Below are 13710 nucleotides of genomic sequence, written 5' to 3' on the forward strand. Positions count from 1 at the left end.
GCTGAAAGACGGAGAAAAGTGTCAGGCGCAGCCTGGCCTTCGGATCACGCCTGCATTCCCTGAAGAACGGCGCGGGCGGCACGCATGCCCGGCGGGTCACCGCCTTCGCCGAGGCGTTCCATGGTGCGTTCCATCGCGCGGTTCTGTGCGTCGGGTTCGGCCAGGACAGCAGCCAGCCCCCCCGCAATCCTTTCAGCCGTACAGTCAGGCCCCAGAAAGTCCGGAACGACGCGGGTTTCAGACACAAGGTTGACCAGTGTTACCGTGTCCACCAGCGCCATCCTGCGGATGAGATAAAAACTCAGCCAGTGCATTCTGTAGGCAATCACCATGGGCGTACGTGCCGCTGCAAGTTCAAGCGACACAGTTCCCGAAGCCGCAAGTGCCACGTCAGCTGCGCGGAAGGCTGCACGTTTCTCTGCCGCGGCATCTGCAGCGCTCTGTGCCCGTGGGTCCAGAACCAGTGCGTCCACCGGCCAGCCCCGGACGGCCTCTGCGACCTGGTCCGCCACGGCGGCGGCGGCAGGTACAACAATCTTCAGATCCGGTTGCGCCTTCTGAAACAACCCCAGCGCCTCGCCAAAGACTTCTGCCAGCCGCCCGACCTCTCCGGAACGCGAGCCGGGCAGCACAAGGGCAACAGGGGCGTCGCCCAGACCGTGCGCAGCACGAAACGCCTTTGCCTGCTCCGGCGTGGCCTGAGGCTCTGCAACGACCGGGTGCCCGACGAAATCGCAGGCCATTCCTTCCCGTGTCATAAGCGGCGGCTCAAACGGGAACAACGCCAGCACATGATCGATATACCGCGCCATCTTTGCCGCGCGCTTTGGACGCCAGGCCCAGACAGTGGGTGCTACATAATGCACAGTGCGGACATCGCATGCCTCTTTCACCAGGCGCGCCACACGCAGCGAAAAATCGGGGCTGTCGATGGTGATCATCACGTCCGGACGGGTTTCCACGACCTGTGCCGCGGTTTCCCGGATCCGCGCTTTCAGGGCGCGATACTTTGGCAGGATCTCCGCGATGCCCATTACGCTGAGCTCTTTCATCGGAAAGCGCGAGGTCAGACCCTCAGCCTGCATACCTTCGCCGCCGATACCGTCAAAGGTGATGTCGGGCCGCAGCTCCTTCAGCCCCGCCATCAGTGCCGCGCCAAGGCGGTCACCCGACGGCTCGCCCGCAATAATGAAAACCCGCATCAGTCCGGCTCACGCGACCAGAGCACCAGACCTGCTTCATCCGCGCGCCGGATGGTTTCCGCCCGGGACAACAGTATGGTCTGCCCTGCGACGATGACCAGCCCGGCAAGACCAGCGTCTGCCACTGCATCAATTGTCTCCGGCCCTACGGTGGGCATATCCACGCGCAGGTCCTGCCCCGCCTTGGGTGATTTAATCAAAAGCGCCCGGGTCTTTGCAGCAGCCGGCGGCAGTGTCCGAAGCATGTGATCCGTGCCGCCTGTCGTCTCAATCGCCCAGATCTGGCCTGCTCCGGCCACACATCCCTGGCCCACATCCAGAGGCGCAAGTGCAGCCAGCACCGCGCGCCCGCGCTTTTCGTCCTCGCACAGGGCATCGTCCGGCCATGTCGCGGTCAGCACGCCCTCGGGCGCCAGAATTTCAGGGGCAAGCTCATGCGCTGCGCGCACCGTGAAACCACGGTCCTCAAATATTCCGATCACTGCGCGCAGAGCGCCGTCATCACCCGAGGCAATGGCCTGCATCAGGACAGGTACCAACGGCATCGTGGCTGCATCAATGGCCGCCGGGTCGACCGCCGGACGCTGGATCGCACCGCAAAAACACACCTCTGTCACACCGTGCGCCTGCAGGTCCGCAAGCAGCGTACCCAGTTGCTCCAGCCGGAAAGGATAATCCACCGCCAGCCCCTCCGGCGCAAACCCTTCAAGGGCGCAGATCACCGGAGGCTCCTGCTGTGCTGCGGCCACCGTAGCGGGCAGTCCGCCGCTGCCTGCAATCAGGGCCAGCATCAGCGCGGAGTCAGGAAATGGCGATCGCTGTCGGCGAGCACAAAATCGACGATCTCGCGGACATAATCGCTGGTTGTCTCTTCACGCAGGCGGTGCGCTCTGTCATGGAACGTACCCTCGCCCTGCGCCAGCATCTGAAAGGCAGCACGCAGCGCGGTAATATCCGCACGCGACACACCGCGGCGCTTGAGGCCAACAAGGTTCAGACCATCGAGTTCTCCGCGCGGTGCCTGAACCAGACCGTAAGGGATCACATCATTGGTCACCATGGTCACAGCACCGATGATGGCACCACGCCCGATGCGCACAAACTGATGCACACCGGACAGACCGCCGACGATGACGTCGTCCTCAAGAACACAGTGTCCGGCAATCGCCACCGAGTTTACGATGATGCAGCGATCGCCGATGATGGCGTCATGCGCAATGTGGCATCCCGCCATAAACAGCCCGTCGTCTCCCACCCGGGTGACACCGCCACCGCCTTCGGTACCACAGTTCATGGTCACATGCTCGCGGATGCGGTTGCGTTTGCCGATCACCAGTTCGGTGGCCTCGCCCCGGAACTTCAGGTCCTGCGGAATTTCCCCGATAACGGAAAACGGGAAAATGATTGTATCCTCGCCCACGCTGGTGCGTCCGGTCACAACAACATGGCTGCGCAGTTCCACCCCCGGGCCGAGCGTCACGTCCGGGCCGACCATACAGAACGGCCCCACCGTTGCAGTGGGGTCGATCCGGGCCCCCTCTCCGATCACGGCACTGGGATGAATGTTGCCCATGCGTTCAGAGATCCATCATCGCGGTAAATTCGCATTCGGCCGCCATCTCGCCGTCGACAGAAGCAACACCGCCGAAACGCCAGACCTTGCCACCGGGCTTGCCGCGCAGTGTCCCGATCCGCATCTCAAGCACGTCACCGGGCACGACCTTGCGGCGGAACTTCGCCTTGTCGATCGCCATGAAATAAACCTTCATATCCTTGTCGGCCATCTCGAGTGTCACACCCACCATCACGGCCGCTGTCTGTGCCATCGCCTCGATGATTGTGACGCCGGGCATGATCGGCAAACCCGGGAAATGGCCCTGGAAGTGCGGTTCGTTCATGGTGACGTTCTTGATCCCAAGTGCAGACTGTGTGCCATCGATATCGACCACACGGTCAACCAGCAAAAAGGGATAACGGTGCGGCAGGATACGCTGGATGAGCTGTATATCCGCCTCGGCGCGCGGGCTTGTCATAGAAAGTGTCCTTTTGTCCTCAAGGGCTTGAACATGCCTAGCAACTCAACCCTTCCGGGGCAAGCGCACTGAGAAATCAGCAGCTACTGTTCGGGAGCGCTGCCGGGCTCGGGCAACACCTCGTTCAGGCGCGATATGGCAACGTCGGTTATATCAATCGCGTTCGAGCTGATAAAGACAGTCCGCTGCTCCATAATCACACCAGCACCGGCCTCGCGCATCAGCTGCTCCAGGACGGGTGCTGCCGCATTCAGAAACAACCTGCGCCGTTCCTCGAGATCTGCGTTGAGCTGGCGCGTCTTGGCGTCCTGTTCGCGCCGGATGTTCTGAACTTTTTCATCAAAGGCGTCTGCCAGTTCGCGGAACTCCTGCGGAGACAGACCAGCGCGCATTTCGGTAATCTCGCGCTCTTCCTGGCTGAGCTCTTCCTCAATCCGGCGGTTCTCGGCACTCAGCCCGGCGCCCAGAGCCTCAAATTCCTGTGCCGTGGCCCGGCCAAAGTTGCTCGCCTCAAACACCCGTTCGGAATCTATCGTCAGGACCGGACTTTTGACCGTGATCCGGCTGCGCTCCTGTGCCGACACTGCGCCCGCAGCGAGGGCGAACGCCAGAAGCGTTGCCCCGAATAAACTGCGTACCAGCGCAGCCACCGGATCAGAAGGTCGTGCTGAGCGTCAGTTCAAACGTCTGATCGCGGTCAAAATCTTCTTTCTTGATCGCTTCGGAGAAATTGAACCGCAGCGGGCCGAGAGGCGTGTTCCACAGAATGGAGAAACCGATCACATGACGGAAAGACCCGCTTTCGCCGACAATATTGCCGCCGACCGTATTCACATCCGCAAGATCCCACAGATTACCGACGTCATAGAAAAGGCCGCCCTGAATGCCCAGTTCTTCCGGCAGCCCCAGCGGGAATTCCGCTTCGAACCGTGCAGCCAGATAAAGGTTGCCGCCCAGGGGGTCCTCGCCGGAAACAGAAAGATCGCGTGGCCCGATGCCGCCGGGCTCGAAGCCGCGGATAATGTTGGTATCCAGCAGGAAGCGGTCAACAGCACGGTTTGTGCCGCTGCCAAAGCTGAGCGCGCCGCCCTCAAGCGAGGCCCGCAGCGTGATCTCTTCGTTGAATACCCGACGCTCACCTACAACGCGTGCAGTGGTCTTGATGAATTTATTGTCACCGCCAAGTCCCGAAAAGTCCTGGCCGAATTCCAACAGATAGCCGGCAGAGGTATCAATGCCGCGGCGGCGGGTGTCATAGGTAAAGACATACCCCGGCGCACTGCTGCTGAGCCTGCCCGCGTTGATGTCGTTGCCAATCACCACGCCGTTCACCGGCGTTTCGCGTGCAAGCATCTCTGAGTCCTCAAAGGTGTATCTCAGCTGCAGGCTGGAATTCTCACCGATCGGGAATGTGAGCGACGGACGGAACAGAAACCGGTCCGTGTCATAGGTTGTAAATGAGCTGTCTGTTTCTGCGACATCAAGCTCCAGGCCAAAAGCCACGTCACGCCCCAGGAATGCCGGCTCGACAAAGGACAGACCGTAGCGGCGCGAATCCTCTGCTGTCGAAATCGTTGCCGTGAACCGCTGGCCGCGCCCGAAAAAGTTGTCTTCTGCGAACCGGATCGCAAAGCCGATACCATCGTTGTTCGAGAAGGATGCGCCGAAGTTCAGCGAGCCGGTGGGCTTTTCCTCAACATCCACATCGACAATTACCTGATCAGGCGTAGAACCCTCACGCGCATTGACCTCGGCTGTCTCAAAGAAGTCCAGTGCGCGGATACGTTCCGCAGCTTCGCGGATTTCACGCGGGTTGAACGGGTCACCCTCGACGCTGGTGAACTGGCGCCGGATCACCTGATCAAGGGTCGTGGTGTTGCCTTCAACGTCAATCCGCTCAACGAAAATGCGTGGCCCGCGGCTCAGCACGTATTCAATGTCCAGCTCCAGATTGCGCTCGTCCCTGCTGACGCGGGGTTCGACCCGCAGAAAGTCAACGCCGTTGCGCAGCGCCAGACGTTCCATGCGGGCGATGTCATTTTCCACAGAGGTAGGAGAGTACACATCGTTGTTCTCAATCCCGACGATGGCCAGATAATCGTCCGAATTCACCTCCGCAATATCGCTGGTCACCGAAATCTCGCCGATGCGGAACTGCTGGCCTTCCTGGACATTGAACACGAGGAAGTAAGCGTCGCGCTCTTCCGTCAGCTCGGCGTTGGCGGAGTTGGTGCGGAAGTCCACGTAGCCGCGGGAGAGATAGAAGTCGCGCAGGACCTGCTTGTCAAACTCGATCCTGTCTTCGATCAGCGTATCGCTGCGCACAAACGCGCGGAACAGACCGGCCTGTTTGGTCTGCAGTACCCGGCGCAGACGCCGGTCCGAAAAGACCCGGTTCCCGACAAAACTCAGGCGCTCGATCTCGATCACATCGCCTTCGAGCACCTCAAAGATAAGATCAACACGGTTGTCGGTACGCCGGATGATCTTGGGCGTCACCCGCGCCGCGAGCCGTCCCTCGATTGCATAGGCATCGGCAATGCGTGCAGCATCACGTTCGACCTGGGCAGGGTTGAAAACGCGCCGCTCGCTGGAATTGATCGCAGCAGCGAGCTGCTCATCACTGATCCGCCGGTTGCCTTCGAAACTGACCCGGTTGATTGTCGGGAATTCCACAACGGTGATCTGCAGAGAAGCACCGCGGGGCTCGAAGGTGACGGTCTCAAAAAGACCTGAGTCGATAAGCGCCTGATAGGCAGTGTTCAGCTCACCTGCTGTCACGGTCTGTCCGCGGGCGATTCCGGCGCGGGTCAGTATGGCCGCATCACCGACGCGGGCGTTTCCTTCGATATCAATCGAGTTCAGGGTGATCTGCTGGGCGACGACCGGTTGGGGTGCTGCAAGCCATGCTGCTGATAGAACGACATAAAAAAGCGCCGCACCCGCTGCTGGTCTGACTGATGTTCCAAGCGCGCAAAAGGCGGTGAAAGCCCGCGAAAAGCCCCGTGTCATGATCTGCCCCGATCCTCAGTAAATTATGCTTAACTGAGTACCGTCAAAGCCGGGGGTTGTCAAAACTATGTGGTCGAAAAAGCACCGACAACTATATGCGCACCTTTTGCACGGTGCGCGCATGGCCGGAGAGGGTCAGAAACCGTTGGTTTCAGCCTGCAATCGTACCAATCCAGCCACCGGCACCAAGTGCGAGGCCAATGGTGCTGATATAAAGTATGCGGTCCCAGTTCAGGTCCATCAGAAGGCTCAGGCCACGATATCCGCTTTGTACTGCTTGCATGATGCAACTCCGCTTTTAGTGATCCCCTGATACCGGCCGATTGCGGCACCAGTTTGATAGATCATGGCGGAATTATGGCAATTTTGACGGAAACGCCTGTCGCTTACGGGCAGAAGATATCGTTCCCCAGCGCAAAGAGCATAAGGGTCAGCACCATGGCCAGCCCTGCGGTCATCAGGATACGCAGCGCGCGGTCGCTGGGCGGCTTACCCGCCACCGCCTCATAGGCGTAGAACACCAGGTGGCCACCATCGAGCGCAGGTACCGGAAACAGGTTCAGCAGACCGACGGCTGTGCTCAGCACAGCAATGAACCAGATAAAGGATTCAGCACCCTGGCTGGCCATAGCCCCCGAGGTCTGCGCAATACCGATCGGACCCGACAGGTTGCACGTGCTGATGGCGCCGGTAATCATGTGACCCAGACCGGACAGCGAACCTTCGATGATCCGCACCGTCTGGCGCACACCACCCCAGAGCGCCTCGCCCACGCCCGGTGTCTGCGTTGCCGGCTCAAAGGCCAGCCCACCGGAAATGCCGATGCGCCAGTATGTGGCAAAGCCACCATCGGCCTGCGGTTCATCCACGCGTTTTGGCGTGAGCGTCAGATCAAGCGTATCTCCGTTGCGCCACACTGTCAGCGCCAGCGGTGTACCGTTCCCGCCCTCAACGGCCTGCTTGAGTTCGTCAAATGCGTAGATCGGCGCGCCGTCGATGCCGGAAATGACGTCACCGACCTCGATTCCGGCGCTGATTGCAGCCGACTGCGGTGCAACGCCTGAAACCAGCGGCGGCATCAGCCAGGTACCGGTTACGTCCTGTTCCTGACCGTCGCGCAGCACCCGGTACTGCAGGGTCGGGCTCTGTTCCAGCCCACTGATAAAGGCGCTGTAGGCTTCCGTATCGTCCCGGGACGGCACTTCGGTACCGCTGACAGCCAGGATCACATCGCCCTGCTCCAGTCCGCGTGCGTCAACAGGCAGAGGATGCAGACTGCCGACCGTCAGCGGATCGCGGGTGACACCGCTGGTCAGCAGCACTGCCGCGAAAACAGCGATCGACAGGGCAAAATTAAAGACAGGGCCGGCAGCCACAGTCAGGGTCCGCGCCCAGAGCGGCGCACCGTGCATTGTGGCGCGCAGGCGCGCAGGATCATCACTGACCTCCGCCATGGCCTCTTCATCTTTGCCGGACGCCGCATTGGCGTCACCGGCAAACTTGACATATCCGCCAAACGGCAGAGCTGCGATCTGCCACCGCGTGCCACGCCTGTCCATCCGCGACCACAGCACCGGGCCGAAACCCAGCGAAAACACATCCGCATGAATGCCTGACCAGCGTCCGACGATGTAATGTCCGTATTCGTGAATGGCCACGATGACAGAGAGCGCCAGTACAAAAGCTGCAATCGTCCAGATCAGCCCGCCAAACTGCGGGATCAGTGCCAGAATATCCAAAAGGTTAACCTGCTCTTCTGTTTATGACCGATCTGGCCGCCTCTCGTGCCAGATGGTCCGTTTTGGCGACGTTATCAAGGGTCATCTTGGCATCAATATGTCCCGGAGCCGCCGAGAGCGTGTCCAGCACCGCCTCAACCACCTCTGACATCTGGGTAAAACCGATCTCGCCCGCGATAAAGGCATCAAGCGCCGTTTCCTTGGCCGCGTTGAAAACAGCCCCCGACAGACCGCCGGCTTCCATGACTTCGCGCGCCAGCCGCAACGCCGGCCAGCGGGTCTCACAGGGCGCACGGAAACTCAGCTGTCCGATGGCCGCCAGATCAAGGCGTTCCACAGGCAGATGGCGACGGTCGGGCCAGTGCAGCGCATAGCCGATGGCGTGTCGCATATCGGGCGGTCCGACATGAGCCATCAATGCGCCGTCACGGAACCCAACGAGCGCATGGATCATGGATTCGGGGTGTATCACTGCCTCGATCTGCGCAGGCTTTACCCCAAAGAACTCTTTGGTTTCAATAAGCTCCATGGCTTTGTTAAACATGGATGCGGAATCGATGGTGATCCGCTGCCCCATATCCCAGTTAGGATGCGAGGACGCTTCCTTCAGGGTGGCTGTGGCGAGTTTTTCGACCGGCCAGTCGCGGAAGGCACCACCCGACGCAGTAATGATAATGCGCTCTATGGCATCCATATCCTCGCCGACCAGTGCCTGAAAAACAGCGGAATGTTCACTGTCAACAGGCAGAATGCGCGCCTTATGTGTGCGCGCGGTCGCCAGCATCAGTGCCCCGGCACAGACAAGCGATTCCTTGTTGGCAAGCGCGAGGGTTGCCCCCTGCTCTAACGCAGCGATCCCAGGTGCAAGACCCGCCGCACCGACGATAGCCGACATCACCCAGTCCGCCGGTCGCGTGGCGGCTTCTGCAATTGCCGCGGTGCCGGCAGCCACTGCAACACCGGAGCCATCCAGTGCCGCGCGCAGATTTTCGAGACGGCCCTCGTGCGCAGTTACTGCAATTTCTGCTTTCAGCCGGCGTGCATCTTCCGCCAGCTGACTGATGTTCCCCGCACCGGTCAGCGCCACAACCTGATAGTCCTGTGGCGCGCGCGCAATCAGATCGATGGTATTCTGCCCGATGGAACCTGTCGCACCGAATATGCTGACACGACGCACAGGGTCAGCCCGCCGCCGGGCCAATGAACGACCCGATGATCAGCAGGAAAACCGACGCACCCAGCATCCCGTCGAACCGGTCCAGCAACCCGCCGTGCCCCGGGATCAGCGAAGAGCTGTCCTTGACACCGACCCGCCGCTTGATCGCGCTTTCAGCGATATCGCCCATCTGGCTGGCCATGGAAATCGCAACCGAGACACCGATGAGCTGCACACCGGCGCCGGTCTGAGACATAAAGACCGCCCCTACAATCGCCGCACCGATCCACCCGGCACCTGTGCCCGCCCATGTCTTTTTCGGACTGACTTTTGGCCAGAATTTCGGCCCGCCAATAAAACGGCCGGCGAAATAGCCCACGACATCCGTTGCAACGACCACAAGCACCAGCCAGAGCATCCAGACAAAGCCCATATCATCGCGTACCGACATCATGCCGAAACCTGCGAGCATGACCATGACGGTAAAGATCATGAATATTGTCCTGAACGCGCTCAGCTGGCCAAAGCCCACGAGCGCAGGTGCCAGCAACACCGGCAGGGCAAACCCCAGCGGCAGATAGATTGCCAGAAGCGTCGCAGCACCCGACAGGGCGCCCATCTGAACCGCGACGCCGGGCTCGGAGGGGTGCAGCATGCGCACCAGCTCCCAGATCATCAGTCCACAGATGCAGGCCACCATGACATGGAAAACATGCCCGCCGGCCCAGACACCCAGCATACCGCCCACAACCATCGCGGCACCGGATCCCATCCGCTGCGCCAGGTCAGACCATTTATCGGGTGATGCCGTCACGATGCCATCAGGCCTTTACGCCACCATAGCGGCGATCACGGCCACCATAGGCCTGGCAAAGGCTCTCAAATTCGTCGCGGGTAAAGTCGGGCCAGAGTGTATCGATGAACTCATATTCGGAATAGGCAGACTGCCACAGCAGAAAGTTTGAAATCCGTGCTTCGCCGCTGGTGCGGATCACCAGATCCGGGTCCGGCAGCACGCAGGTATCAAGATAACGTGGCAGCGTTTCTTCGTCGACGTTTTCCGGTTTCAGGCGGCCATCGGCCACATCCTGCGCCAGACGGCGGGTCGCCCGTGTGACCTCGTCGCGACCACCGTAATTGATCGCAATGGTCAGATTCACAAGGCTGTTGTGTTCTGTAGCCTGTTCGAGCTCGTTCATCAGAACGATCAGCTTGTCATCCAGCCGGTCCCGGTCCCCGATAAAGCGCACACGTACACCATTAGCCCGCAACGCTTTGGTTTCCTTGATAATATAGCGGCGGAAAAGGCTCATGAGGCCCGCCACCTCGACCTGGGTGCGTTTCCAGTTCTCTGTCGAGAAGGCAAAGATCGTCAGGTATTCGACACCGATATGCGGACAGGCTTCAACGATCTCGCGCACACGCCTCGCGCCGGCATGGTGACCGAACAGGCGCGGCCGGCCGCGCTGGGTCGCCCAGCGGCCGTTGCCGTCCATAATAATTGCCACGTGGTTGGGACATCCCGGAACGCGGGCCGCCTGAGGCTGGCGTTGCAACGCCATACTGTGTGCTCCTTGCCTGTCCTGCGCACGGGCGCGGGTTACTCTGCTTCTTTGTGCGGCAAACAGGCAGATTTCGCAAGAATTTATAGCATAACCGCTCGGGACAATACCCTATCCGATACAGCCACAGGCCCGCGAAACCCGCAGTGTCAGACCTGCATGATCTCGCCCTGTTTGGATTCCAGCAGGCTGTCGACGGCTTTGATAAAGCGGTCGGTAATCTCCTGAACCTCACCTTCCCAGAGCTTCTGGTCGTCTTCTGACATGCCGTCGCCCTTGGCCTTTTTGATCTGGTCCATGCCATCGCGGCGGATATTGCGCACGGACACACGGGCGTTCTCGGCGTATTGCCCGGCCACCTTTGTCAGTTCACGGCGGCGTTCTTCGTTCAGCTCCGGAATCGGCAGCATGATAATTGTGCCGTTCAGCTGCGGATTGATCCCCAGGCCACTTTCACGGATGGCTTTTTCAACCTTGCCCACGAGGCCCTTGTCCCACACGTTTATGGTTACCATCCGCGGTTCGGGTACGTTGACCGTGCCGACCTGGTTGATCGGCGTACGCTGCCCATAGGCGTCGACCATCACCGGCTCCAGCATCGACGCCGAGGCGCGTCCGGTACGCAGTGAGGCAAACTCGGTTTTCAGCGCTGACATGGCGCCGTCCATCCGCCGCTCAAGGTCATCGGTATCCAGCATAAAATCGTCTGACATGGTATTCTTCCTGCCGCAGTTTTCAGCAGTGCCAACCGGCACCGCGAACTTTTCCCAGACGCTTATAAAGCGGGATCACCGGGAAAGGCCAGAACAACTGCGCAAGAATCCGGAACGGCGGCCGAGGCCGGCGCAGGGCGTATGGAAAGCCGCGAGGCACAGTGCAAAGATCCCGGTCGTCACCGCAGCCAGAGCAAACCGCCCGGAGGCCTGCGCGCCTCAGCGACCCGATGAGCAGCCATCAGCACCGTCCGGACACATCCTGGCACCGCATGCTGCAAATCAGAAACTCCGGAGCGATCCGTTACACCCGGCACCCGGACAACAGTATATTGCCGCACATCCCGCGTGCGAATGATTGTGCGCCAGGTGAGCATAAAAGGATTACGGCAGCAGGATGCACGCCCTGAACCGCCGGCCTTTCCGGGAGGCGTTTTCCCGGACCAGCAGCGGTTCGCCGGGAATGCACATCCGCAGGTTATGTCGTGTCTCCGGACGTCAGCAAAACTCTCGGCAAGGAGGTTTCAGCGTAAAACCGACGGGCCACAGACTGCTCAGCCCTGCACGCGTGTATAGGTCCCCTCACCCGCCAGAATGCCACGGAAGCCACCGGGTTCATCAAGCGAAAAGACAATGATCGGCAGGTTGTTGTCGCGGGCAAGCGCGATGGCCGATGCATCCATAACGCCAAGACGCCGGGCGAGCACATCGTCATAGGACACTGTATCGTAACGCGTGGCATCGGCGTGTTTGGCCGGGTCCTTGTCATAGACACCGTCGACCTTGGTGCCTTTGAAAATCGCCTCGCAGGACATTTCATTCGCGCGCAGTGTGGCCGCTGTGTCCGTAGTGAAATACGGGTTTCCGGTTCCTGCGGCAAAAATACAGACACGCTTCTTTTCGAGGTGACGCACAGCGCGGCGGCGGATATACGGCTCTGCCACCTCGTTCATTGTGATGGCGGAAATAACCCGCGTGTGTATGCCCAGCCCCTCGAGCGCCGACTGCATTGCCAGCGCATTCATCACGGTCGCCAGCATGCCCATATAATCGGCCGTGGTCCGCTCCATCCCCTGCGCGGATCCCTGGAGGCCACGGAAGATATTGCCGCCGCCGATAACCATGCAGATTTCGACGCCCATCTCGTGAACCGACTGCACCTCTCTTGCGATCCGTTCCACGGTGGGCGGGTTCAGGCCAAAGCCCTGATCGCCCATGAGCGCTTCTCCCGATATCTTGAGCATCACCCTGCTGAACTTGGTCTGTGGTTCGGACTGGGTCATGTCGGTGCTCCTGACAGGGGTTTAACTGCGGCGCAAAATGTCCGAAAACGCTGGCAACTTCAATGCGCCCCGCACGGGCTGAGGCAAAAAATGGCGAATGCCCCGATCCATTCTGTTGACGAGGTGCTGGACGGGCTTCCTGCGAACATGCCTGTGCTGATCGCCGGGCCGACTGCCTCGGGAAAATCGGCTCTGGCGCTGGAAGCTGCCGCACGCTGTGGTGGCATCATCGTCAATGCCGATGCAAGCCAGGTCTATGACTGCTGGCGTGTGCTCACAGCGCGCCCTTCTGAGGAGGAAGAAGCCTCCGCTCCCCATGCGCTTTACGGTCATATCTCCGCAACGGAGACCTATTCGGCAGGACACTGGCTGCGCGAGGTGCGCAACCTGCTGGCACAGGATCAGCGGCTGATCATTGTCGGCGGCACGGGCCTCTATTTCAGCGCACTGACCCGCGGTCTGGCCGATATCCCGGCAACGCCGCCGGAAATACGGACCCGTGCTGACGGCATGTCTGCCGATGACCTGTTGAAAGACATAGATGTGCAGACACGGCACCGTCTCGATACAGCCAACAGGATGCGGGTACAGCGCGCATGGGAAGTCCAGACCGCAACGGGCCGGGGTCTGGCGGCCTGGCAGGATGACACCGGTCCTGCACTCATCCCCGAGGACACAGCCCGCTGCATCGTCTTTGATGCACCGAAAGACTGGCTGACGCCGCGGATTGCGCAGCGCTTCGATATGATGCTGGACGCAGGCGCGCTGGAGGAGGCCCGCACTGTCCTGCCACACTTCGATCCTTCGCTGCCGGCACATCGCGCAATCGGCGCGCCGGAACTGATCGCACATCTGCGGGGCGAAAAGACCCTGGATGAGGCACGCGGGGCGGCCGTGGTCGCAACACGTCAGTTTGCAAAACGTCAGCGCACATGGTTCCGCTCGAAAATGAAGACCTGGTGGCAGTTCCGACCAGCGGAGAACCGCTGAAACTTTCACAAATTTTACAT

Annotated in this window: 14 protein-coding genes; 1 reads left to right on the plus strand and 13 read right to left on the minus strand. The window is 60.4% G+C overall.

Features of this window, described 5'->3' with window-relative positions:
• Positions 1-44 precede the first annotated feature (44 nt).
• The 13 genes from lpxB to pyrH all read right to left on the minus strand — a co-directional run bounded on the left by lpxB (position 45) and on the right by pyrH (position 12700).
• On the minus strand, positions 45-1202 hold the full coding sequence (lpxB, locus tag Q0792_RS02425; RefSeq protein ID WP_298836051.1) for a lipid-A-disaccharide synthase: 1158 nt from the start codon (positions 1200-1202) through the stop codon (positions 45-47).
• On the minus strand, positions 1202-1993 hold the full coding sequence (locus Q0792_RS02430) for an LpxI family protein (RefSeq protein WP_298836055.1): 792 nt from the start codon (positions 1991-1993) through the stop codon (positions 1202-1204). Before Q0792_RS02430 ends, lpxB begins: the two co-directional genes overlap by 1 nt.
• On the minus strand, positions 1993-2775 hold the full coding sequence (gene lpxA / locus Q0792_RS02435) for an acyl-ACP--UDP-N-acetylglucosamine O-acyltransferase (RefSeq protein WP_298836057.1): 783 nt from the start codon (positions 2773-2775) through the stop codon (positions 1993-1995). The genes Q0792_RS02430 and lpxA overlap by 1 nt, the downstream gene beginning before the upstream one ends.
• 4 nt (positions 2776-2779) lie before the next feature.
• A complete protein-coding gene (fabZ, locus tag Q0792_RS02440; RefSeq protein WP_298836059.1) occupies positions 2780-3235 on the minus strand; it encodes a 3-hydroxyacyl-ACP dehydratase FabZ in 456 nt (151 codons plus the stop codon).
• 83 nt (positions 3236-3318) lie between these two features.
• Complete coding sequence (locus Q0792_RS02445) at positions 3319-3885, minus strand: OmpH family outer membrane protein (RefSeq protein ID WP_298836061.1); 567 nt, start codon at positions 3883-3885, stop codon at positions 3319-3321.
• 4 nt (positions 3886-3889) lie between these two features.
• Positions 3890-6247 carry an outer membrane protein assembly factor BamA gene (bamA, locus tag Q0792_RS02450; RefSeq protein ID WP_298836063.1) on the minus strand — a complete coding sequence of 786 codons (2358 nt, stop codon included), beginning with the start codon at positions 6245-6247 and terminating at the stop codon, positions 3890-3892.
• 151 nt (positions 6248-6398) lie between these two features.
• Positions 6399-6530, minus strand: coding sequence for a hypothetical protein (locus Q0792_RS02455; RefSeq protein ID WP_298836065.1), 132 nt, complete (start codon positions 6528-6530; stop codon positions 6399-6401).
• A gap of 103 nt (positions 6531-6633) precedes the next feature.
• On the minus strand, positions 6634-7986 hold the full coding sequence (rseP, locus tag Q0792_RS02460) for an RIP metalloprotease RseP (protein ID WP_298836067.1): 1353 nt from the start codon (positions 7984-7986) through the stop codon (positions 6634-6636).
• Between the two features lie 4 nt (positions 7987-7990).
• Complete coding sequence (gene dxr, locus Q0792_RS02465) at positions 7991-9163, minus strand: 1-deoxy-D-xylulose-5-phosphate reductoisomerase (protein ID WP_298836069.1); 1173 nt, start codon at positions 9161-9163, stop codon at positions 7991-7993.
• Positions 9164-9167: 4 nt separating this feature from the next.
• The gene (locus Q0792_RS02470; protein ID WP_298836071.1) at positions 9168-9956 is read right to left on the minus strand and encodes a phosphatidate cytidylyltransferase; all 789 of its coding nucleotides are present in this window, start codon (positions 9954-9956) and stop codon (positions 9168-9170) included.
• Positions 9957-9963: 7 nt separating this feature from the next.
• Positions 9964-10704, minus strand: coding sequence for a polyprenyl diphosphate synthase (gene uppS, locus Q0792_RS02475; protein WP_298836073.1), 741 nt, complete (start codon positions 10702-10704; stop codon positions 9964-9966).
• Between the two features lie 149 nt (positions 10705-10853).
• Positions 10854-11417, minus strand: a complete 564-nt coding sequence (frr, locus tag Q0792_RS02480) for a ribosome recycling factor (RefSeq protein WP_298836075.1) — start codon at positions 11415-11417, stop codon at positions 10854-10856.
• A gap of 554 nt (positions 11418-11971) precedes the next feature.
• Positions 11972-12700 (minus strand): UMP kinase, encoded by a 729-nt coding sequence (gene pyrH / locus Q0792_RS02485; RefSeq protein WP_298836077.1) that lies wholly within the window; start codon positions 12698-12700, stop codon positions 11972-11974.
• A gap of 90 nt (positions 12701-12790) precedes the next feature.
• Here pyrH and miaA point away from each other — a divergent pair, with 90 nt between their 5' ends.
• Complete coding sequence (miaA, locus tag Q0792_RS02490; RefSeq protein WP_298836079.1) at positions 12791-13690, plus strand: tRNA (adenosine(37)-N6)-dimethylallyltransferase MiaA; 900 nt, start codon at positions 12791-12793, stop codon at positions 13688-13690.
• Positions 13691-13710: the final 20 nt, after the last annotated feature.

It is taken from the genome of uncultured Roseobacter sp. (assembly GCF_947495025.1).
Taxonomy (GTDB): Bacteria; Pseudomonadota; Alphaproteobacteria; order Rhodobacterales; family Rhodobacteraceae; genus Roseobacter.